Source organism: Neorhizobium sp. 2083 (assembly GCF_031455615.1).
GTDB lineage: Bacteria > Pseudomonadota > Alphaproteobacteria > Rhizobiales > Rhizobiaceae > Neorhizobium.
Window position 1 is genome coordinate 1,217,300 of record NZ_JAVDTC010000001.1, and the last position, 20,933, is coordinate 1,238,232.

The 20,933-nt window shown below is 63.1% G+C and carries 21 protein-coding genes; 11 read left to right on the plus strand and 10 right to left on the minus strand.

Annotation, left to right across the window (positions count from 1 at the left end):
* Positions 1-188: 188 nt before the first annotated feature.
* The gene (locus tag J2X76_RS06290) at positions 189-359 is read right to left on the minus strand and encodes a hypothetical protein (protein WP_310214120.1); all 171 of its coding nucleotides are present in this window, start codon (positions 357-359) and stop codon (positions 189-191) included.
* A gap of 189 nt (positions 360-548) precedes the next feature.
* Here J2X76_RS06290 and J2X76_RS06295 point away from each other — a divergent pair, with 189 nt between their 5' ends.
* The 3 genes from J2X76_RS06295 to J2X76_RS06305 all read left to right on the plus strand — a co-directional run bounded on the left by J2X76_RS06295 (position 549) and on the right by J2X76_RS06305 (position 3,588).
* On the plus strand, positions 549-1,157 hold the full coding sequence (locus J2X76_RS06295; RefSeq protein WP_113125443.1) for a TetR/AcrR family transcriptional regulator: 609 nt from the start codon (positions 549-551) through the stop codon (positions 1,155-1,157).
* 33 nt (positions 1,158-1,190) lie between these two features.
* Positions 1,191-2,405, plus strand: a complete 1,215-nt coding sequence (locus tag J2X76_RS06300) for an MFS transporter (protein ID WP_405029977.1) — start codon at positions 1,191-1,193, stop codon at positions 2,403-2,405.
* Between the two features lie 112 nt (positions 2,406-2,517).
* Entirely contained in the window at positions 2,518-3,588 is a 1,071-nt protein-coding gene (locus J2X76_RS06305) for an alpha/beta fold hydrolase (RefSeq protein WP_310214123.1), read from the plus strand.
* A gap of 8 nt (positions 3,589-3,596) precedes the next feature.
* On the opposite strand, the gene J2X76_RS06310 is transcribed toward J2X76_RS06305, so the two are convergent.
* The 4 genes from J2X76_RS06310 to J2X76_RS06325 form a co-directional block, all read right to left on the minus strand.
* Positions 3,597-4,097: a hypothetical protein gene (locus J2X76_RS06310; RefSeq protein ID WP_310214125.1), complete on the minus strand. Its 501-nt coding sequence runs from the start codon at positions 4,095-4,097 to the stop codon at positions 3,597-3,599.
* A gap of 161 nt (positions 4,098-4,258) precedes the next feature.
* On the minus strand, positions 4,259-4,651 hold the full coding sequence (locus tag J2X76_RS06315; RefSeq protein ID WP_405029978.1) for a hypothetical protein: 393 nt from the start codon (positions 4,649-4,651) through the stop codon (positions 4,259-4,261).
* A gap of 110 nt (positions 4,652-4,761) precedes the next feature.
* Positions 4,762-5,283 (minus strand): GNAT family N-acetyltransferase, encoded by a 522-nt coding sequence (locus J2X76_RS06320; RefSeq protein WP_113125439.1) that lies wholly within the window; start codon positions 5,281-5,283, stop codon positions 4,762-4,764.
* A 46-nt stretch (positions 5,284-5,329) separates the two neighbouring features.
* Entirely contained in the window at positions 5,330-5,905 is a 576-nt protein-coding gene (locus J2X76_RS06325; protein WP_310214128.1) for an XRE family transcriptional regulator, read from the minus strand.
* 174 nt (positions 5,906-6,079) lie between these two features.
* Here J2X76_RS06325 and J2X76_RS06330 point away from each other — a divergent pair, with 174 nt between their 5' ends.
* The 3 genes from J2X76_RS06330 (at position 6,080) to J2X76_RS06340 (ending at position 10,661) form a co-directional block, all read left to right on the plus strand.
* Positions 6,080-7,333 (plus strand): MFS transporter, encoded by a 1,254-nt coding sequence (locus J2X76_RS06330; protein WP_310214129.1) that lies wholly within the window; start codon positions 6,080-6,082, stop codon positions 7,331-7,333.
* Between the two features lie 82 nt (positions 7,334-7,415).
* Positions 7,416-9,242, plus strand: coding sequence for a translation elongation factor 4 (gene lepA, locus J2X76_RS06335; protein ID WP_113125437.1), 1,827 nt, complete (start codon positions 7,416-7,418; stop codon positions 9,240-9,242).
* Between the two features lie 471 nt (positions 9,243-9,713).
* A complete protein-coding gene (locus J2X76_RS06340; RefSeq protein ID WP_310214131.1) occupies positions 9,714-10,661 on the plus strand; it encodes a flagellin in 948 nt (315 codons plus the stop codon).
* Positions 10,662-10,801: 140 nt separating this feature from the next.
* On the opposite strand, the gene J2X76_RS06345 is transcribed toward J2X76_RS06340, so the two are convergent.
* Complete coding sequence (locus tag J2X76_RS06345; protein ID WP_113285005.1) at positions 10,802-11,053, minus strand: hypothetical protein; 252 nt, start codon at positions 11,051-11,053, stop codon at positions 10,802-10,804.
* 180 nt (positions 11,054-11,233) lie between these two features.
* Between J2X76_RS06345 and J2X76_RS06350 the strand changes: the two genes are divergently transcribed.
* On the plus strand, positions 11,234-11,920 hold the full coding sequence (locus J2X76_RS06350) for an ankyrin repeat domain-containing protein (RefSeq protein ID WP_405029979.1): 687 nt from the start codon (positions 11,234-11,236) through the stop codon (positions 11,918-11,920).
* Between the two features lie 21 nt (positions 11,921-11,941).
* Here J2X76_RS06350 and J2X76_RS06355 read toward each other — a convergent pair whose 3' ends face one another.
* On the minus strand, positions 11,942-12,430 hold the full coding sequence (locus J2X76_RS06355; protein ID WP_310214134.1) for a MarR family transcriptional regulator: 489 nt from the start codon (positions 12,428-12,430) through the stop codon (positions 11,942-11,944).
* Positions 12,431-12,553: 123 nt separating this feature from the next.
* Here J2X76_RS06355 and J2X76_RS06360 point away from each other — a divergent pair, with 123 nt between their 5' ends.
* The 4 genes from J2X76_RS06360 (at position 12,554) to J2X76_RS06375 (ending at position 17,206) form a co-directional block, all read left to right on the plus strand.
* On the plus strand, positions 12,554-14,524 hold the full coding sequence (locus J2X76_RS06360) for an FAD-binding monooxygenase (RefSeq protein WP_310214135.1): 1,971 nt from the start codon (positions 12,554-12,556) through the stop codon (positions 14,522-14,524).
* A 94-nt stretch (positions 14,525-14,618) separates the two neighbouring features.
* Positions 14,619-15,272 carry a TetR/AcrR family transcriptional regulator gene (locus J2X76_RS06365; RefSeq protein ID WP_113125430.1) on the plus strand — a complete coding sequence of 218 codons (654 nt, stop codon included), beginning with the start codon at positions 14,619-14,621 and terminating at the stop codon, positions 15,270-15,272.
* Between the two features lie 19 nt (positions 15,273-15,291).
* On the plus strand, positions 15,292-16,167 hold the full coding sequence (locus J2X76_RS06370) for an amidohydrolase (RefSeq protein WP_113125429.1): 876 nt from the start codon (positions 15,292-15,294) through the stop codon (positions 16,165-16,167).
* Between the two features lie 25 nt (positions 16,168-16,192).
* Entirely contained in the window at positions 16,193-17,206 is a 1,014-nt protein-coding gene (locus J2X76_RS06375; protein ID WP_113125428.1) for a tripartite tricarboxylate transporter substrate binding protein, read from the plus strand.
* A 29-nt stretch (positions 17,207-17,235) separates the two neighbouring features.
* Here J2X76_RS06375 and J2X76_RS06380 read toward each other — a convergent pair whose 3' ends face one another.
* Genes J2X76_RS06380 through J2X76_RS06390 form a run of 3 tightly spaced genes read right to left on the minus strand, consistent with a single transcriptional unit; the run spans position 17,236 to position 20,907 of the window.
* Entirely contained in the window at positions 17,236-18,042 is an 807-nt protein-coding gene (locus tag J2X76_RS06380) for a crotonase/enoyl-CoA hydratase family protein (protein WP_310214141.1), read from the minus strand.
* Positions 18,042-18,899: a hydroxymethylglutaryl-CoA lyase gene (locus J2X76_RS06385; RefSeq protein ID WP_310214142.1), complete on the minus strand. Its 858-nt coding sequence runs from the start codon at positions 18,897-18,899 to the stop codon at positions 18,042-18,044. Before J2X76_RS06385 ends, J2X76_RS06380 begins: the two co-directional genes overlap by 1 nt.
* Positions 18,892-20,907, minus strand: coding sequence for an acetyl/propionyl/methylcrotonyl-CoA carboxylase subunit alpha (locus J2X76_RS06390; protein WP_310214143.1), 2,016 nt, complete (start codon positions 20,905-20,907; stop codon positions 18,892-18,894). The genes J2X76_RS06385 and J2X76_RS06390 overlap by 8 nt, the downstream gene beginning before the upstream one ends.
* Positions 20,908-20,933 lie beyond the last annotated feature (26 nt).

Consider the following 20,933-nt stretch of genomic DNA (forward strand, 5'->3'; position numbering starts at 1 on the left):
CATTGTCACAGGTTCCGAGATCAGGACGGATGGCGCTACATCGCAATGCCATCCTTGAACCCAGGACGCGTGAGCGCCTCCCCTCCCGACAGACGCAACCGATTTTTTTTCGCAACCGGATTTGGAGATCATACAACAAAAGCCCCGCACGCGGCGGGGCTCTTCAAATCTCCTGATCCTGGTGACGTCTAGCTGCTGCCCGTGTTGGGACGGTTCTTGCCGACATTGGTGTTCGTCGACGCCGTCTTGCCGTCGGGGTTCTGGCCATAATAGGTGCCGCCGAGGTGGCCACCGGAACTGGTGTTCTCGACCTGCTTCTCAGCGCGTTTCACGGCCTGTTGCACATCACTCTTGCTCATGTCTGCCTCCAGCTTTTGGGGTTGGTGACAGAGGCGTAACCGCTCGGTAGCCGAAGTGTTCCCACTCATTTTTCGACCGGGCGCAAGCGCCTGCACCGAGGCTTCGCACGCGGTAAACAGGCTTTGCTCTTGACGAAGCGCAAACATGCTTCTATTGGGGAACGATCGTTTCCAAATTAAGCCGCCATCATGGATATCAATGCTACGACGCGCCCGCCGGGTCGTCCCCGCGAATTCGAGATCGAAGAGGCCCTCGACAAGGCGATCGTCGTCTTTTCCGAGAGGGGCTATCATGCGGCCTCGATTTCCGAACTCAAGGACGCCATGGGGCTTGCCGCCGGCAGTCTCTACAAGGCGTTCAAGGACAAGAAGGCGATCTTTCTCGCGAGCTTCGACCGTTACAAGCAAGTCCGCAACGCCGTCCTCGATGAGGAATTGGCCGGCGGCGAGAACGGCCGCGACAAGGTTTCCCGCATGCTGCGCTTTTACGCCGAAGCCTCGCATGGAGAGAACGGCCGGCGCGGCTGTCTGGTCGTCGGAACGGCGATCGAGCTTGCGGTCTACGATGCCGAGGCCGCCGAGCGGGTCGATCGCTCCATGGCGCGCAGCGAAGCCCTGTTCGAAACCCTGATCCGCGAGGGCCATGCGGATGGCTCCATTCCGACAACAACCGATCCGGCCGCCACCGCACGCCTTCTGCTGTCGGTAACCCAGGGGCTCAGGGTGCTGGGCAAGACCGGCCCGAGCCGTGAGCGGGCCCTTTCCGTGGTCGACACGGCCATGAGACTTCTCGACTGATTTTATCCGATCCTTCCTCCCAAGGAGCTTTCCATGACTACCAATACCGCAACGATGGCCACGCCGGCGGCCACTTCAGGACTGTCCGCCGCCATGACCTTCGTGATGGCCGCAGCCTGCGGGCTCGTCGCCGCCAACCTCTATTATTCCCAGCCGCTCGCAGGCCCGATCGCTGCCTCGATCGGCCTGCCGGCACATGCCACCGGCCTCATCGTCACGCTGACGCAGATCGGCTACGGCCTCGGCCTGCTGCTGGTCGTGCCGCTTGGCGACCTTCTCGAAAACCGCCGGCTGATCCTCACCATGATCGGCGTCGTCACGCTGGCGCTGCTCGGTGCCGGCCTGTCGACCGCGTCGGTGCCGTTCCTTGCCGCGTCGCTCGCGATCGGCATCGGCTCCACCGCCGTGCAGATGATCGTGCCGTTCGCTGCGAGCCTCACCAACGACGCCAATCGCGGGCGGGTGGTCGGCAATGTCATGAGCGGTCTGATGATCGGCATCATGATGGCCCGTCCGGTTTCAAGTTTCGTTGCCGAAATCTCCTCCTGGCATGCCGTCTTCTTCCTGTCGGCGGCGGTGATGATCCTGCTCGGTTTCGTGCTTGCCGCCCGGCTGCCGAAGCGCGTGCCGCAAACGAAGCTCTCCTATGCCGCTCTGCTTGCCTCGATGGGGAGCATCTACGCCAGCCAACCGGTCCTGCGCCGCCGGGCCTTCTACCAGGCCTGCCAGTTCGCCACGTTCAGCCTGTTCTGGACGGTGACGCCTTTGGTTCTCGCCGGTCCCGCCTTCCATCTCAGCCAGGCCGGTATCGCGCTGTTTGCGCTCGCCGGCGTTGCCGGCGCCATCGCCTCGCCGATCGCCGGACGCCTTGCCGACCGCGATCTCGGCCGGCCCGCGACGGTCTTCGGCATCGCCGCCGTCGCCGTCGCCTTCCTGATCACGCACATCGCGCCGGAGGGCTCGGTCGTCGCGCTTGCGCTTCTGACCCTTGCCGCCATCCTGCTCGATTTCGGCGTGACGATGACGATGGTGATCGGCCAGCGGTCGATCTACAATCTCGGCGCGGACCTGAGAAGCCGGCTCAACGGCCTCTATATGGCGACCTTCTTCTGCGGCGGCGCAATCGGCTCGGCCGTCGGCGCCTGGGCCTTTGCCGAGGGCGGCTGGCTGCTCGCCTCCTCGATCGGCCTTGCCCTGCCTGTTGTGGCCTTCCTTTATTTCCTGACGGAAAAGCGCATCCGGATCTGAGCCGATAGGACAAGATCACGTTTAAGGACGACCTCGAACGTGATCGAGGTCGTCAACCTGCCCTCCCCCTGCCAGGGATCAGCCTTCTTTTCCCAGATCGAAAGAGGCTCCCATGCGACCCACCCTCCATCTTGTTGCCCTTGTGCTTGCGGGTATCGGCAGTTCGCCCCTTCTTGCCGCCGATCCGGTCGGTGTCCGGAAAATCAGCGTGGTTTCGCCCGAGCGCGACCGGGCACTTGCGGTCACCGTCTGGTACCCGTCAAAGGGTGACGGCGAAAAGACTTTCATCGGCGACAACCGGATTTTCGAGGGATCGCCTGCTTCCAAGAACGCGTCCCTCGAAAGCGGCCGCTTTCCACTCGTGCTCCTGTCCCATGGCTCCGGTTCCCGCGCCGAAGGCATGACCTGGATTGCCACCAAGCTTGCCGAAGCGGGTTTCATCGTCGCCGGCCCCAATCATCCCGGCACCACGAGCGGCGATTCCACGCCGGCCGCCACGCCCAAGATCTGGGAACGCACCCAGGACCTCTCCGACGTCATCACCGCCTTGACCGGAGAAGCCCCCTGGAAGACGGCAATCGACGCGGAGCATATCGGCGTTCTCGGGTTCTCGCTCGGCGGCAGTACGGCGACTGAGCTTGCCGGCGCCCGTGCCGATCTCGATGCCTACAAACGATATTGCGACGACTATCCGGCCATGATGGATTGCACCTGGTTCCGAGGCGGGCGCGGTTTTGCCGATGGCGAACAGGTCGCGGTCGAGACATTCGCTCTCGAAACCGTCGACAGGACACGCTTCGAACGATCGAACCGCGATCCGCGCATCACCGCGGCCGTCATCGTCGATCCCGGCCTTGCGATGGCTTTCACGGCAGCCAGCGTGAGTGCCATCGATATTCCGGTGACCTTTATCAATCTCGGCGGCGCCGGCAAGATTCCGGCTGCCGTATACGCCCGACCATTGGCCAGCCAGGCACCTGACGCCGCTTACGCGCAGGTCGAGAATGCCGACCATTTCAGCTTCCTGCCCGTCTGCAAACCGGATGCGGCGGAATTCCTGAAATCTATCGGCGAGCAGGATCCTATCTGCGATGAAACCGGCCGGCAGCGTGCCGAAATCCACCGGGAACTGACCGGGCTGATCGTCACCGCATTCGACAAGGCGCTGAAATCCGGCGATTGAGCGAGAGGCTATTTTGACGGTTTGGGAATACCGGAAAGTGCCGTGCCATCCTTGGCCCGGCTCGTAAGATGTAGGAAGGTGCCGTCCCTAAACTCGAAGAAGTGCGCACCTTTGGGACCTTCCTCATTGAGTACGCCGGAGAAGACGATGAGCCGGCTATCCTTCCGGTAATAGAACGGATCGCCCTCGCCCCAGCAACAGACGGAATAGGGAAGAAAGACGACCTTACCGCTGCGGGCATCGATCACCGCGCCGCCGAGACATTCCGCCCCGCAGCCCCAGGTGGCGAGGATATAGTGGCCGGCGAAGTTCACCGGCTGGGTGGCCGCCTGCTTCAGCCGCGTCGCGAAAGCCCGATCGTCCTTGGTGGCCAGTCTTACCGGCGCATGCGGACCCGCATAGACCTCTTCGGCGAACTGGAGGAATTTCGGAGCGTCCTGCGCCGCTGAGGCGAAGGAGAAACCCAGCCAGATAAAAGCGATCGATGCAAATCTGAGAAAACCACGCATCATCTTTCCGATACCTCCCGGCTCTGGAGAACCACGTCCTGAAAGCGGTGCATTGGCAGCATGGGATGTTGCTCGAAACGGCGATCGCCGCTTTGCGAGAGCCCCCGGTTTCCCGGGAATAGCGGGACCGGCCGATGGCCGATCCACTGGCTTGCGGAACTTCATTCGACCAGATTGATTTCCTCGGTCTCGCCGCCTTCGCAGACGTAGCAGCAATCTTCGCAGACTTCCTTGTTGCCCGGGCCCGTGCCCCAATAGGTCTGCTTGTCGCCGGAGACCCAGGCGCCGTAGCAGATGTTCTCGCCCTGCTGGCAGGACAGATGGATCTGCTTGGTTTCGCCGTCATCCAGATAATAGACCTGGTTGCCACCGGGCCAGACATGCTTGCGGTCCTGGCTGTAGAGCTCGACTTCGACGGCGTTCGGATGCTCGTTGCGCATCATGAAGCTCACGTCGGCAGACAGGGCCTGTCCGGCCGCGGAGCAGATGGTTGCGGTAAGAACAGCCATCAAGGCTGCGCGGCGCATCGCCGGCAGCGAATTAAAAATCAGCATAACGTCCCCCATGAAAGCGCCTGATCAATCGGCGCAGGTTCATATGCCCTGATTTGCAAGAATAAATCGAGCTGGATGGACTTCTCTTGCCGGATTTTTTCTTCGCGGCCTCAAGCAACGCGCTTGTAGAACAGCGTGGTCCCGCAGAAACCGCCTTGCGGCCACATGGCATAATCCGGGATAACGCCGACCCGCTCCCAACCGAAGCGCGGATAGATCTTTTCCGCGTCGCTGCCGGTCGCGGTATCGAGCACCAGAAGCGTGCGGCCGCGCCGCGCCGCCTCCGCTTCCACCGCGTCCATCAGCTTGCGCGACAGGCCGAGCCCGCGGGCGGAGCGATGCACCAGGAGTTTCATCAGGTCGCCGCGATGCGGCTGGTTCGGCTTGGCGGCAAGGCCCACCTGCACGGTGCCGACAACCCTTCCCTCCACTTCAGCCGCTGCGAGGATGATGCCGCCTTTTTCGACCGCATCGGCAATCTCCTGCCAGTAGCTGACCGCGTCCTGTGGCCCGAAGGGCAGCATGAAGCCGAGCGAAGCGCCGCCATTGACGCAGTCGGACAAGGTCTCGGAGAGATCGGCTATCGCGGCGCGGGTTTCGCCGGCATCGAGGATGCGAATGGTGACGTTCATCTTGAAATGGCTCCTGGCATCTTAAAAATCCCCTGATGAAAAGTGTTCAGCGGCCGCGGTCGAGAACGACGGCGTAACGGGCTGGCTGGTCGGATGGATTGTGGAAATCGAAGGCGTTGCCGATATCCATGTAGAGGCAATCGCCGGGATGGAGTGTGTGGACCGTCTCGCCGATGATCATCTCCAGCACCCCTTCGAAGAGCCAGACATGCTGGGTCATCACCCGGCTTTGCTCGCGCGGCGGGAAACTCACCCGCGCATGCGCCGGGAAGTCCACCTCGACGATATCGACGCGCGATGGCGTGCCCGGCGGTGAAACCGAGCGGCGCAGATAACCCGTATGCGGATCGCGCCAGAGCTTCTGTTCCGCCCTGCGGATGAGCGGCGAATTGCGGGTGTCGTCGTCGGCGAAGAAGGCGGAAAGAGAAAGCCCGAGCGCTTCCGAAAGCCTCGCCAGCAACGCCGCAGTCGGGCTCGCCTCCGCCCGCTCGATCCTGGAAATCATCGCGCGGCTGACGCCGGAACGGTTCGCCAGTTCGTCGAGCGTCAACCCGGCGCGGGCGCGCAGGCTCTTCAGCCGGTCGCTGATGGCGTTTTCGATGTCATGATCCGTCTGTTCCATGATCTGAGAATTGCATTCTCCTATCATAGAATCAAGTGGGACGATGGTGGAAAGGCGAATTTTACCGGCGATGGCGCTTCCGCGATAGCTCCTGTCATGTTCCATCGGCTATGGAGCAGTATCAGGCTTCAAGTCGGCGGAAATCGCCGACGCCTGCGCCTCCGGAGAAACGAGATGAACGGCCAGACAATCGAGACGGCGTCGCCCCTGTCGATCGCGAGCATCGTCGTCTCGATGACGATTGCCGCCATCGGCAGCGGCATCATGTCCGCCTATGTTCCTTTCGTGCTGACGCAGACGGGCGACACCTGGGCCGCCGGCGCCGCCGTCCCGACGCTCGCCTTCGGCGGCCTCATCGGCTGCATCGTCGGCGGGCCGCTGATCCGCCGGGTCGGCCATGCCCGCCTGTTTCCCTGCTCGATGGCGATGGTCATCATCGCTGCCGTGCTGATCGCCATCAACCCGCCGCCGATCTGGTGGGTCTTGGCGCGCGGCGTCTATGGAGCGGCCTCCAACGTCAATTTCATCATCGCCCAGAGCTGGCTCAACCACGCCGCTTCGAATGAATGGCGCGGCCGGGCGATGTCCTTCTTCTACATGGCCTTCGTGCTCGGCCTCGGCGCCGGCGCCTGGATTTTCGGCCGCATTCCGACAGACGGCAACCTCGCGCCGCTTGCCGTCGTCTTCGTCACCGCGCTGTCGATCCTGCCGATCGGGCTCACCCGCCTGCCCAACCCGCCGGCACCCGCCAATGTCAATGTCGACATCAAAATGGCCTGGCGGATCTCTCCGGTCGGGCTGATCGGCGTGCTCGCTTCGGGCGGGCTGTCGATGGTGGTGCAGGGCTTCGTGCCGATCTACGCCACCACCAACCACGTGGCGCAGGCGGACGTCGCGCTTTTGATGCTGGTGATGCAGACCGGGCTGCTGTTCGTGCAATATCCGCTCGGCATGCTGTCGGACCGTATCGACCGCCGTTTCGTGCTCCTGATCACCTGCGGGCTGATCGTCGCGGCCGGGTTGGCGGCGCTGTTCGTGTCCTTCTCGATGATGATCCTGCTGATGCTCGTCTTCCTCGTCTTCGGCGGCGCGGTCGAGACCGTCTATTCGGTCGCCAATGCGCATGCCAACGACCGGGCCGATCCCGGCGATTTCGTGCCGCTCTCCTCGACGCTTCTGGTCGCCTGGTCGACGGCGGCCACCATCGTGCCGCTCGGGGTGACGCTGCTTACCCCCGTTTTCGGCCAGCATACGTTCATCTATGCGGTGATCCTGGTGGCGATCGCCTATGGGGCTTACGTGATCTGGCGCCTCAAGGAGCGCGAGGGCGTGCCTTCCGACGAGCGGGAGAATTTCGGACTGCGCAGCGCCCAGCTTCCGAACGCCTCGGTCATGACCGGTCCGGAGGCGGAAAAGCCCGGCAAATAGCCTAAGCCGAAGGGCTTTATCCTCAACGAAAGGTTATCTTTCCGCTTTGCGGCAGGGATTCGCGCTGCTATATGCGCGAGCCATGAGCACCAATTCCACCCGCACTCCGCTTGACCATATCCGCAATTTCTCGATCGTGGCGCATATCGACCACGGCAAGTCGACGCTCGCCGACCGGCTGATCCAGACGACCGGCGGTCTTGCCGAGCGCGACATGTCGGAACAGGTGCTGGACTCGATGGATATCGAGCGCGAGCGCGGCATCACCATCAAGGCCCAGACCGTGCGCCTGCACTACAAGGCGAACAACGGCGAGACCTATATCCTGAACCTCATCGACACGCCCGGCCATGTCGACTTCGCCTATGAAGTGTCGCGGTCGCTGTCTGCCTGCGAAGGTTCTCTTCTCGTCGTCGACGCGTCTCAGGGCGTCGAGGCGCAAACGCTCGCCAACGTCTACCAGGCGATCGACAACAACCACGAGATCGTCACCGTCCTCAACAAGATCGACCTGCCCGCCGCGGAACCCGAGCGGATCAAGGAGCAGATCGAGGAAGTGATCGGCATCGACGCCTCGCAGGCCGTGCTGATCTCGGCCAAGACCGGGCTTGGCATTCCCGACGTGCTCGAAGCGATCGTCCACCAGCTGCCGCCGCCGAAAAGCGAGCTCGGCGAAAAGGGCCCGCTCAAGGCGCTCTTGGTCGACAGCTGGTACGACACCTATCTCGGCGTCATGGTTCTGGTGCGCATCATCGATGGCGTGCTCGCCAAGGGCCAGACCATCCGCATGATGGGTACCGACGCCAAGTACCAGGTCGAGCGCGTCGGCGTGCTCACCCCGAAGATGCTGGCCGTCGATAGCCTCGGCCCCGGCGAGATCGGTTTCTTCACCGGTTCGATCAAGGAAGTGGCCGATACCCGCGTTGGTGATACGATTACCGAAGACAAGCGCCCGACCGCCAAGGCGCTGCCGGGCTTCAAGCCGGCCCAGCCGGTGGTGTTCTGCGGCCTCTTCCCCGTCGATGCGGCCGACTTCGAGGACCTGCGCGCCGCGATGGGCAAGCTGCGCCTCAACGACGCCTCCTTCTCGTTTGAAATGGAAAGCTCGGCGGCGCTTGGCTTCGGCTTCCGCTGCGGTTTCCTCGGCCTGCTGCATCTGGAAATCATCCAGGAACGCCTGGAGCGCGAATTCGACCTCGACCTCATCGCCACGGCGCCTTCGGTCGTCTACCAGCTGACGATGACCGACGGCACCGAGCGCGAACTGCATAATCCGGCCGACATGCCCGACGTGGTCAAGATCGAGGAAATCCGCGAGCCGTGGATCAAGGCGACGATCCTGACCCCGGACGACTATCTCGGCGGCATCCTGAAGCTTTGCCAGGATCGGCGCGGCATCCAGACCGAGCTGACCTATGTCGGCAAGCGCGCCATGCTCACCTACGAGCTGCCGCTCAACGAAGTGGTGTTCGATTTCTACGACCGCCTCAAGTCGATCTCCAAGGGCTATGCCTCGTTCGACTACCATCTGCACGGCTATCGCGAGGGCAACCTTGTGAAGATGTCGATCATGGTCAATGGCGAGCCGGTCGATGCGCTGTCCATGCTCGTCCATCGTTCTGCGGCGGAGAAGCGCGGCCGCGACATGTGCGAGAAGCTGAAGGACCTGATCCCGCGGCACATGTTCAAGATCCCCATCCAGGCGGCGATCGGCGGCAACGTGATTGCCCGCGAAACGATCTCGGCCATGCGCAAGGACGTGACCGCCAAATGCTACGGCGGCGACGCCACCCGCAAGCGCAAACTTCTGGACAAGCAGAAGGAAGGCAAGAAGCGCATGCGCCAGTTCGGCAAGGTCGACATCCCGCAGGAAGCGTTCATCGCGGCCTTGAAGATGAAGGACGATTGAGCTTTCTCTCCAGAGTTCATGCGCATATCATTTTCGCATCAACTCTGGAGAGAGCCACTCCCGTCCACTCGAAAATCAACTCGGCTTTTGGTGGACAGCGATCTTGTTTTAGAGGCTCGTGCGCTGAAGATAGATATGTCGCGCGAGCGACTTTGGCAGCCGAAGCAATCCGGTTTGGCAATGAATATGGCGAGAAACACGGCTTGCCGCTTGCGAAGTAACGCCAGTTCTGACGGCATGGTTTGGTCCTTATTGGTTGGGGGTGTGCCAGACCGCCAACCCCGCCGTCCCCACAAAAAATCCGCCAATCATTAAAACCTTAATAAATCCTGCAAATGCTTTGAAATCTCGCTCCTGCACAGTGATTGCAGGTGATGAGTTCGTGCGCCCACGCGGCGACGGCTCGAAGGCATGATGCCGATCTTCACTGCCTGAGCCCGTAACGTGTCCTTCCCACCTGCGAGACGCTTCATGAGCAGCATTTCTTATAATCCGTCGGCCGCCGCTGCCCTGCTGTTGCTGACCGGCTCCGCCAAGGCGCTGGAGCGCAACACTGTCCAGGTGGCAACCGGGCGCAACGTCAATACGGCGTCCGACAACGCCGCCTATTGGTCGATCGCCACCTCCATGCGTTCTACGGGCACGTCCCTCTCGGCAGTGGATGACGCCTCCGGTCTTGCCGCCGCGATGACGGACACGGCTTCGCTCAGCATCGAGGCCGCAACCGGCCTGGTCTCCGAGATCAAGGCGAAACTCATCCTGACACGGTCGCCGGGCGTGGACCGCGACGCCATCAACGCCGAAATCACCCAGCTCAAGGATCAGCTGGGCACGGTCGCCGAATCCTCGTCCTTCAACGGAGAAAACTGGCTGAGTTCCGCCGGGGCACCGGGCGTCAAGTCGCTGCTTGCGTCCGCGTCGACCAACCCCGACGGCAGCACGGCCCTTAACACGATCGATTTCGATACCGCTTCGACGACGCTGACCAGCAGCGGCGATGCCGCCAATGGCCTTCTGACCAAGGCTTATTCCGGCACCACCGCCAACGGCACTGCCTACGAATATTACCTGCTCGATACGGGATCCCAGGCCTCGGCAACCGCTGGCGAAATCAAGATCTCGAACGCGACGACCGAAGACGAACTGGACGGCATGATCTCCGCCACCGACAGCATGCTTTCGAGCCTCACCTCCGCCGGCGCCAAGCTCGGTTCGACGTCGAGCCGCATCAATGCCAATACGGAGTTCCTCTCCAAGCTGCATGATGCGATCGACCGTGGTGTCGGGCGTCTCGTCGATGCCAACATGGAAGAGAGCGCCGTCAGGCTCAATGCCGCGAAAGTGCAGCAGCAGCTCCAGACGATCGGTCTGAGCATCGTCAACGAGCAGTCGAAGCGCATTCTCGACCTTTTCCGCTGATACCTCCCGGCTTATCCGGCCCTTGAGCATGCTCGGGGGCCGGATACCGCCCTTTCCTCACGCTCCCCCGCGGCCGACAAGCGGCACGGATCCCGGTGCATGCCAGTCCTTTTTGCTCCGCAGTGCCGGGATTAGCTCAGCTAGTGCCGAGCAGGATGCTGGGGGCGCGGCATATCGGCAGGCGTGATCCAGACGCGGCCATCGAACGCCACGTCACCGACATCAAGCTTGCGGCTGGCGATCTCCTCGATGAGAGAGAGCTTCGAGCTCACATCGCCGATCTTGCCGTCGTTGAGGACGCAGACCGCCTGACAGATGGCGCCGTCTCGCATCACCAGAAGCGTATGATGGCTGTTTCTCAGAATCTTGTTTGGCAACGTCACGAGCGTCATGCTCTTCTCCCTGCTGTAACCGGCCTACACACGTGATGTGTGGGAAGCAAGGCTCGGAAAATATGGTCAACAAAAGGTTAACAGCGGGCGATTGCGATACACGGCATGTCCGGCGACGGAGTAGGAGAGGCCTCGATAGTGCCGGATTCCGGGAGGAAAAGACATGAAGGGGGAGACAAAATGCCCACCTATAAAAATTCCGGGCGGACGCTGAAAACGCTGTTCGCGGCGATCACCATATCCGCAATGACCACGGGAGCCGCCATGTCCGAGAACGGGGAAAGCCGGTTGATCGAAGCGGCGGAGCGCGGTGACGTGCGGACAATCGGTTCTCTGCTTTCCGGCGGCGTCAAGATCGATGCCCGCAACGCGCGCGGCGAGACGGCGCTTCTCGCGGCAACCCATGCCAATAATATCGAGGCGGCAAAGCGGCTCATCGAGGCCGGTGCCGACGTCAATGCCAGGGACAATATTCAGGACAGTCCCTATCTTTATGCCGGTGCCCGCGGCCAGCTGGAAATCCTGCGCCTGACGCTTGCGCATGGCGCGGATCTCAAGAGCACCAACCGCTATGGCGGAACGGCCCTGATCCCGGCCTCGGAGCGCGGCCATGTCGAGACGGTGAAAACCTTGATCGAGGCCGGTGTCGATGTGGACCACGTCAACAATCTCGGATGGACGGCCTTGCTCGAAGCGATCATCCTCGGCGACGGCGGAGCCCGCCATGTGCAGATCGTCCGGCTGCTCGTCGAAGCCGGCGCCGCTACCGGCATCCCCGACAAGGACGGCGTGACGGCGCTGCAGCATGCCAGATCACGCGGCTTTACCGAGATCGCAGCCATTTTGGAAACCGCAAAACGGCAGTGACAAGCGACCGCCGAAAGCGGGTTAGGTGGCCAGCTTCCCTTTAGCCGTATCCGACGTTTCGCGCAGTGGCGCCCGGCTCAGTTCATTGCCGGCGGCGATCGCCTTGCGCAGAAGCCGCAGAAGCTCATCCGCCTCCTCTGCCGTCAGGCCGCGCACCATCAGCTCCTGCGCCGCCTCCACCGCCGGCGCTATTCCGTCGAGGGTTTTTCGGCCCTCGTCAGTGATCTGCAACTCGCGGGCACGCCTGTCCTTGGTGCTGGCATTGCGCACCAGCAGGCCCTTCTGCACCAGCCGATCGACCACCCCGGTAATCGTGGTGCGGTCGTAGGCGATGAGCCCGGCCAGGGTGATCTGATCGACCCCGGGATTGGTGCTGATCGCGGCGAGCGCCGCGTATTGAACGGGTGTCAGATCGTAACCGGCTTCATCGACCTCGGCATGGAAGACCGCCACGGCGATCTGCTGGAACCGGCGGGCCAGATGCCCCGGCATGTCATTGTTGTCTTTCACCAAACTCTCCAAAGCCGTCGCAATCTTGACACGTATACTGATAATCAGCATACTGATCAATATTGGATCCGCCGAATCCGTTCCGCGGACGCCCTCAAGAAACATGCGGAGGAAACCGGTTCCATGCAATTCCATCTGAACGGGTTCGAGCCCGGCGACCCGGAAATCTTTCATCCGGAGGATCGATACACGGCCCCCGCCGACACGAAGGCGCTTCCCACGGAAGTCGATGTCCTGACCGTCGGCTGCGGCCCGGCGGGCCTGACGCTTGCCGCGCAGCTTTCCGCCTTTCCCGACATCAGGACCTGCATCGTCGACCAGAGACCCGGCCCGCTGCTGCGCGGCCAGGCCGACGGCATTGCCTGCCGCACGATGGAAATGTTCCACGCCTTCGGTTTCGCCGAGCGGGTGCTGAAGGAATCCTACTGGGTCAACGAGACCTCGTTCTGGAAACCTGAAGAGCCAGGGCGGGAAAACATTATCCGCAGCGGCAAGATCGACGATACCGAGGAGGGGCTTTCCGAATTCCCGCATGTCATCCTCAACCAGGCGCGGGTGCAGGATTTCTTCCTGGATGTGATGCGCAAATCACCGGCCCGGCTCGAACCGCATTATTCGCGGCGCCTGATCGATCTTGAGATCGACCCCTCGGCCACCGACTATCCGGTGACGGCAAGGCTTGAGCGCCTCGATCCCTCCCACGAAGGCGAGGTCGAGACCGTCAAGGCCCGCTATGTCGTCGGCTGCGACGGCGCACGCAGCACGGTGCGTAAGTCGATCGGCCGGGCACTGCACGGCGATTCCGCCAACCACGCCTGGGGCGTCATGGACGTGCTCGCGGTCACCGATTTTCCCGATATTCGCCTGAAGGCGCTGATCCAATCCGCCGAGGAGGGCAGTATCGTGCTGATCCCGCGCGAAGGCGGCTACATGGTCCGCATCTATGTGGAGATGGACAAGCTCAACGAAAACGAGCGGGTGGCAAGCCGGAACATCACCGTCGACAAGCTGATCGCGGCCGTGCAGCGGATCCTGCATCCCCACACATTCGAGGTGAAGGAGGTTGCCTGGTGGTCGGTCTACGAGATCGGCCAGCGCCTCACCGACAAGTTCGACGACGTGCCGGAAGACGCTCCGGAGGACCGCCTTCCGCATGTCTTCATCGCCGGCGACGCCTGCCATACGCATAGCCCGAAAGCCGGCCAGGGCATGAACGTCTCGATGCAGGACGGGTTCAACCTCGGCTGGAAGCTGGCGGCCGTTCTGCAGGGGCTGTGCAGGCCTGAGGTACTGCACAGCTATTCCGCCGAACGCCAGACCATCGCCAAGGAGTTGATCGACTTCGACCGCGAATGGTCGGCCATGCTGAGCGCGCCGCTGAAATCGCCGGATCATCCCGACGGTATCGAACCGGCGGAAGTCCAGAAATACTTCGTGCGGTCCGGACGTTATACAGCAGGCACGGCGACCCGTTACACGCCGTCGGTGCTGACCGGCGAGGCGACCCATCAGCATCTCGCCAAGGGGCTGACGATCGGTACGCGGTTCCATTCGGCGCCGGTAATCCGGCTGGCCGATGCCAGGCCGATGCAGCTTGGCCATGCCGCGAAGGCTGACGGCCGCTGGCGCATCTATGCCTTTGCCGGAGCGGAGGACCGCGCCCAGCCCTCCTCGCGGCTTCGGGCGCTTTGCGATTTTCTGGCGCATGACCCTCACTCGCCGGTGAAAAGACATACGCCCGCCGGTCAGGACATCGACTCGGTGATCGACTTCCGCGCCGTTTTCCAACAGGCCCACCGGACGCTCGCCGTCGACGCGATGCCTGCCCTCCTTCTGCCGAGCAAAGGCCGTTACGGGCTCCGCGACTACGAGAAAATGTTCTGCCCCGACTTCAAGAACGCCCAGGACATTTTCGACATGCGCGGTATCGACCGCGAACAGGGCTGCATGGTCATCGTCCGGCCCGACCAATATGTCGCGCATGTGCTGCCGCTCGATGGCCAAGCGGAGCTGTCGGCCTTTTTCGACGGGTTCATGGCGCGTCGGAACCAGCCGCTTCAGGCCGAGAGATCGGAGACCAAGCGCCAATTTTGACCGGGATCACCTTCATCTTTCGTGGCGCCGTTTTCTGTTGACGCCTAATTTGTACAACTGTACAAATTAGGCGGACAATTGACTATGGATTCTCATGCGCCCGAACCTGAGGGAAGCCTTGCTTCGAAACGCCGTGACCCTGTTTTCCCGCAGCGGCTACAATGCCGTTTCGCTGCGCGACATTGCCAAGGCATCCGGAGCCAATGTCGGCAGCCTCACCTACCATTTCGGCTCGAAGGCGAAATTGCTGCGGGAGGTCTATGAGCGCCACACGGTGCCGATGAACGCCCGCCGCCGCGAACTCTTGGGCGAAGCCCTTCGGATCAGCGATGCGGACCAGCGGCTGATGGCGATCCTGCGGGCCTATGTCGTTCCGGCCTTCGTCTCGTCCTCGGAAGGCGACGGCGGTGGCGCGGAATTCACCCGGATGCGCGCCGTCCTTTCGGCGGAAGGAAATCCCGACGCGCAGGCGATCATTGCGGACGCCTTCGACGAAACGAGCCGTGCCTTCATCAAGGCTCTTTCTGATTGCGTGCCGGGCGCGCCGCTCGCGGGGCTCGTCTGGCGCAGCCAGTTCCTGCTCGGCTCGCTCTACTACGCGCTGATCAATCCGGAGCGCGTGACGCGTCTTTCAGGCGGCACGGTCGATGGAAACGATCGGGAGGCCGCCGTGAACCAGATCGTCGAGGCGAGCTATGCCAGCTTTCGAAGCCTCGCCCTCGAAACCAGGCGATCGGAGCGTGCCTGACTTACATGAAGGAAGAGACATGAACGAACCTCGCCAGGAGAGCGGTCACGGGGCCGGCGGCGCACGGCGGAAACCGAACTTCCTGCTGCCTGCCGGCAGTTGCGACGCCCATTGCCACGTGTTCGGTCCGGGACACGTTTTCCCCTACGCGCCCAACCGCAGCTATACGCCGGAGGATGCACCGAAAGAGGCGCTGGCGAAACTCCACGACCGGCTTGGCATCGAGCGCGCCGTCATCGTTCAGGCGAGCTGCCATGGGACAGACAACCGCGCCATGCTCGACGCGATCGCCTGGCGTCCGGATCGTTACCGCGGCGTCGCCATCGTCGACGACAGTTTCGACGACCGGGCCTACCAGACGCTCGACGACGGCGGCGTGCGTGGCGTGCGGTTCAACTTCGTCCGCCATCTCGGCGGGGCGCCGGACATGGATGTCTTCAACCGGGTGATCGACCGCATCAAGGGCCGCGGCTGGCATGTGGTGCTGCATCTCGATGCCGCCGACATTGTTCCGCTTTCCGACATGATCGCCCGCCTGCCGGTCCCGTTCGTCATCGATCACATGGGCCGTGTCGACACCAGCCTCGGCACCGACCAGCCGGCGTTTCAGGCGCTGCTGGAACTGGTGGGCCAAGAAAACTGCTGGATCAAGGTCTGCGGGTCGGAGCGGATTTCGCGTTTTCCGTTCGATACGGCCGTGCCTTTTGCGAAGGCGCTGATCGAAGCGAGCCCCGAGCGAAGCCTGTGGGGCACCGATTTTCCGCACCCGAACCTCAAGGAGCCGGTCGACGAAGCCGATCTCGTGGATCTCGTGCCCAGGTTCGCACTGACGGAGGGCGATCGGCAACGGCTGCTCGTCGACAATCCAGCACGTTTATACGATTTCGCCGCCTGAGCGGCCTTATAAGGAGGAGGAAAGAATGGATTGCACAACTACGGGGAGCTCGGCGGGCCGGCTTCGACGGCCGTCGCGATGGATGAAGTCCCTGGCGGTCGCCCTGACCCTGATGCTGCCGACCGGCGCCATTGCGCAGGACGCCTATCCTTCGAGGGACATCACGCTGGTCCTGCCTTTCGGCCCCGGCGGGATCGCCGATATCACCGCACGCCTGGTTGCCGAGTCGCTCGGCAAGAAGCTCGGCCGGCAGATCGTGATCATGAACCAGCCGGGTGCCGGCGGCTCCGTTGCGGCGCGGGCGGCGCTGAACGCTCCGGCGGACGGTTACACGCTGGCGCTGCTCTCGAACGGAACCGCGATCAGCGTGCCGCTGTTCAAGAACCTGCAATTCGATCCGGTCGCCGATTTCGTGCCGGTCTCCAGCCTTGCCTATTTCGATTTCGTGTTCGTCACCAAGTCGGGTGGCAAATTCAAATCCCTCAAGGATGTTCTGGACGCCGCCAAGGCCAAGCCCGGGGCGCTGAACGTCGGAACCATCAATGTCGGCAGCAGCCAGAACCTTGCCGCGGAACTTTTCAAATCGACTTCCGGGATCGATTTCACCATCGTGCCCTACAAGGCCACGCCGGATCTTCAGGTTGCCCTGCTCGGCGGCGAGCTCGACGTCATCATCGACAGCCAGACCGCGCTGAAAGCCGCCCTGCAGCAGAACCAGGCGATCGCCATCGCTTCATCCGGCCCGACGCGCTCCACCCTCTCGCCGAATGTCCCGACCGCCGCTGAAGAAGGCGTCAAGGGTTTCGACGTCACCTCCTGGAATGCCATCTTCGCGCCCAAGGGCACGCCGCCGGAAGCGGTCAAGAAGCTGAACGCCACGCTGATCGAAGTGCTGGCCGATCCTGCTCTCCAGAAGCGGTTTGCGGATCTCGGTGTCGAAGCCCGATCCAGCACGCCGGAAGAGATCGGCGGCCGCCTGAAAGCCGACATCCAGAAATGGTCGGACGTGATCCAGAAGGCCGGAATCCCCAAACAGTAATATCCGGCTCAACACCCGACATGGCCCGGCTAATCCTTGCCTGCCTTGGGCGCCGCCCAAGGCATCGGCCGGCGGTTCAGGAAGGCATCGATGCCGGCATGGCCTTCGGCACTTTCCCAACGATCGGCAAGCAGACCGGTGCTATACGCGACCGGGTCTTCGATCGTCTGGCGGGCAAGGCTCTGAACAAGGCTCTTGGCGCTGGCGACGGCGCCCGGAGCGCAGTCGAGGAAAGCGGCAACTTCTTCCTCGACCGCCAAGTCGAGCTCGTCGGCCGGGCGGACGACTGAAACAAGGCCTATTTCGCGAGCCGCGCCAGCATCGAGGCGGCGGGCATTGAGGAACAGGCGGCGAGCATGGCCCTCGCCAATGCGTCGTACGACATAGGATCCGATCGTCGCGGGAATAAGCCCCAGCCGAGTTTCGGTAAGCGCGAACCGGGCACTTTCGACCGCGACGACGATGTCGCAGACGGACATCAGGCCGATGCCGCCGCCAAAGGCATTGCCCTGCACCCGGCCGATCAGCGGCTTCGGCAGATCGTCCAGCGCTTTCAGCATCAGGGCGAGCTCCGTGGCCCCCTCGATCTTGCCGGCCCGATCCCTCGCCGCCTGATCCCGCATCCACTGCAGGTCGCCGCCGGCGCAGAAGGTGGGGCCGGCAGATGCGAGAACCACGACACGGACAGCCTCGTCGGCCGCAAGCCTGCCGGCCGCGTCCGTCAGGTCGGCAATCATCTGCGCATTCATGGCATTATGCTTTTCGGGCCGAGCAAGCGACAGCGTCACTACCCCGCGAACGTCGCGTTCCAAGGTCAGCGTCTCGTAAGCGCCCATCAGCGCGCTCCTCTCAAACCTCGGGCGAAGGCCTCGGCCTCGTCCAGCCGGTCGCGATCGATACGGGTCTCGAAACCCAGCGCATGCAGATGATCGACGGTCTTGCCGGTTGCGACATTGCCCTCCGCGCCCGGCGCATAGGGGCAACCGCCGAGGCCGCCGGCGGCGGCATCGAACACACGTAGTCCCTTTTCGAGCGAGACCGTGATGTTGTCGAGCGCCCGGCCGTTGGTGTCGTGAAAATGCCCGGCGAGAGAGGCGGCCGACATACGCTCCAGCACCGCATCGAGCATGGCCGCGACCCGATCCGGCGTGCCGGTGCCGATCGTATCGGCCAGTGCGACCTCCCCGCATCCGAGCGCATGGAGTTGCGCCGCCACCCTTGCCACCTGGACCGGCGGCGTCGGACCGTCGAAGGGACAATCGATGGCACAAGAGACATAGGCGCGGACCGGAATGCCGTCGCGGCGGGCGCTATCGACCAGCGGCGCAAAACGCTCAAAGCTCTCCGCGATGCTGCAATTGATATTGCGATGGCTGAAACCTTCGGAGGCAGAGGCAAAGACGGCAACCTCATCCGCGCTCGCCGCGACGGCCGCCTCATAACCGCGCATGTTTGGGGTCAGCACCGTATAGAGCGTGCCTGGCCGGCGCGCGATGCCCGCCATGACCTCGGCACCGTCGGCCATCTGCGGCACCCAGTCGGCACGCACGAAGCTCGTCACCTCGATCTTTTCGAAACCGCAGGCGGAAAGCAGATCGACGAGCCGGATCTTGTCGACGGTCGGGATGATGCGTTTCTCGTTCTGCAGGCCGTCGCGAGGTCCCATTTCGTGGATGCGGACGAAGTCAGCCATCTTCCGGCTCCCCGTATTCCGGCTCCCCATCTTCCGGCTCCAGCGTCAGCAGCATGGCTCCCTCGACCACTTGTTCGCCTTGAGCAACCAGGACCTCGGCAATCGTCCCGTCGCGGGGGGCGGCAAGCGTCAGCTCCATCTTCATCGCCTCCATGATCGCCAGGGTCTCGCCTTTCGCAACCGCCGCTCCGGGCACCGCGCGCAGGAGTTTGACCAGGCCCGGCATCGGCGCGACTATGCGGTCGCCGCCGTCGGCGGCCTCATCCTCGCCGGCGAGCGGGTCGAGGAGGCCAAAGTGCCAGTTTTCGCCATCGCCGAAGATCGTCACGTCACGTTGGCCGGACACCAGATGAACGCGACGTTTGCTGCCCTCGACCTCCAGGAGACAGGCGCCGTCGCCTGATCGGGAAAGGCTGAAATCAACCCGCTTGCCGTCGACCGTGGCGGCATAGGCCCCCTCTCCGGTCGATGCGAACGAGACCGGCACATGGTGGCCGCGGTCATCCAGTTCGACGAAATCGGACGCTTGCGACCACAACCGGAACCCGGACAAGCCGCCCCAGGGATCGTTCGCGGTCTTCGGCTGGAGCGTGCCGGAAAGCTCCAGTGCGGCAAGCGCCATGGCCTCGCGAGACGGAGCCCTGTGAAATGTGAGTTCCGACAGATGCCGGTCGATGAGGCCGGTATCGGGCTTGCCCTCGACGAAGTCGGTCTGCATCGTTAGCCGGCGAAGGAATGTTGCATTGGTGGTGACGCCGGTGGCGCGAACCTCGGACAGCGCGGACGAAAGAAGCGAGAGCGCCGTCTGCCGATCCGGCCCGCGGGTGATGATCTTGGCAATCATCGGATCGTAGAAAGGTGAAATGCGGTCGCCGGCGCGCACGCCGCTGTCCACGCGGGCAAGCTCCTCCGGCAGATCGAGATGGACCAGCTGGCCGGTGGCCGGCAGAAACCCCCGCTCGGCATCCTCCGCATAAAGCCGGGCCTCGAAAGCCCAGCCGCTGATAAAAAGCTCGTCCTGCAGGCGCGGCAGAGGCTCGCCGGACGCGACGCGCAACTGCCATTCGACGAGATCGACGCCGGTGATCGCCTCGGTCACGGGATGCTCCACCTGCAGGCGGGTGTTCATCTCCATGAACCAGAAACGGTCGGGTTTCAGCCCTTCGGAAGCGTCGGCGATAAACTCGATCGTGCCGGCGCCGGAATAGGAAATCGCCATCGCCGCCTTGACGGCCGCTTCGCCCATCGCGCGGCGCATGTCCTCCGGCATGCCCGGGGCCGGCGCCTCCTCGATGACCTTCTGGTGGCGGCGCTGCAGCGAGCAGTCGCGTTCGAAGAGGTGCACGACATTGCCGTGATCGTCGCCAAACACCTGGATCTCGATATGGCGCGGGTGGGCGATGTACTTTTCGATCAGACATGACGCATCGCCGAATGCGGCCGAGGCTTCGCGTTGCGCAGAGGCGAGCGCTTCCCTGAAAGCCTCGGCATTCTCGACCCGCCGCATGCCCTTGCCGCCGCCGCCCGCACGCGCCTTGATAAGCACCGGGAAACCGATGCGCTCGGCCTCATCCAGCAGGAAATCCGGGTCTTGTTCGGCGCCGTGATAACCCGGGACGACGGGCACGCCGGCTTTTTCCATCAGCGCCTTGGCGGCGTCCTTGAGGCCCATGGCACGGATGGCATCGGAGGACGGGCCGATGAAGCGGAGACCGGCGGATGTTACCGCCCAGGCAAAATCCGGGTTTTCCGAGAGAAAACCGTAGCCGGGATGGATGGCATCGGCGCCTGCCCGCAATGCTGCGTCGATGATCGCGTCGCCGCGCAGGTAACTTTCGGCCGCGGGGGACGGGCCGACATGGACCGCCTCGCCGGCCAGCGACACATGCAGAGCGTCCCGATCGGCATCGGAATAGACGGCAACGGTGGCGACGCCCAGCCTGTGACAGGTGCGGATGATACGGCAGGCGATCTCGCCGCGATTGGCGATGAGGACTTTTCTTAGCATGGGGCAGCCCCGAGATACCAGGAAGA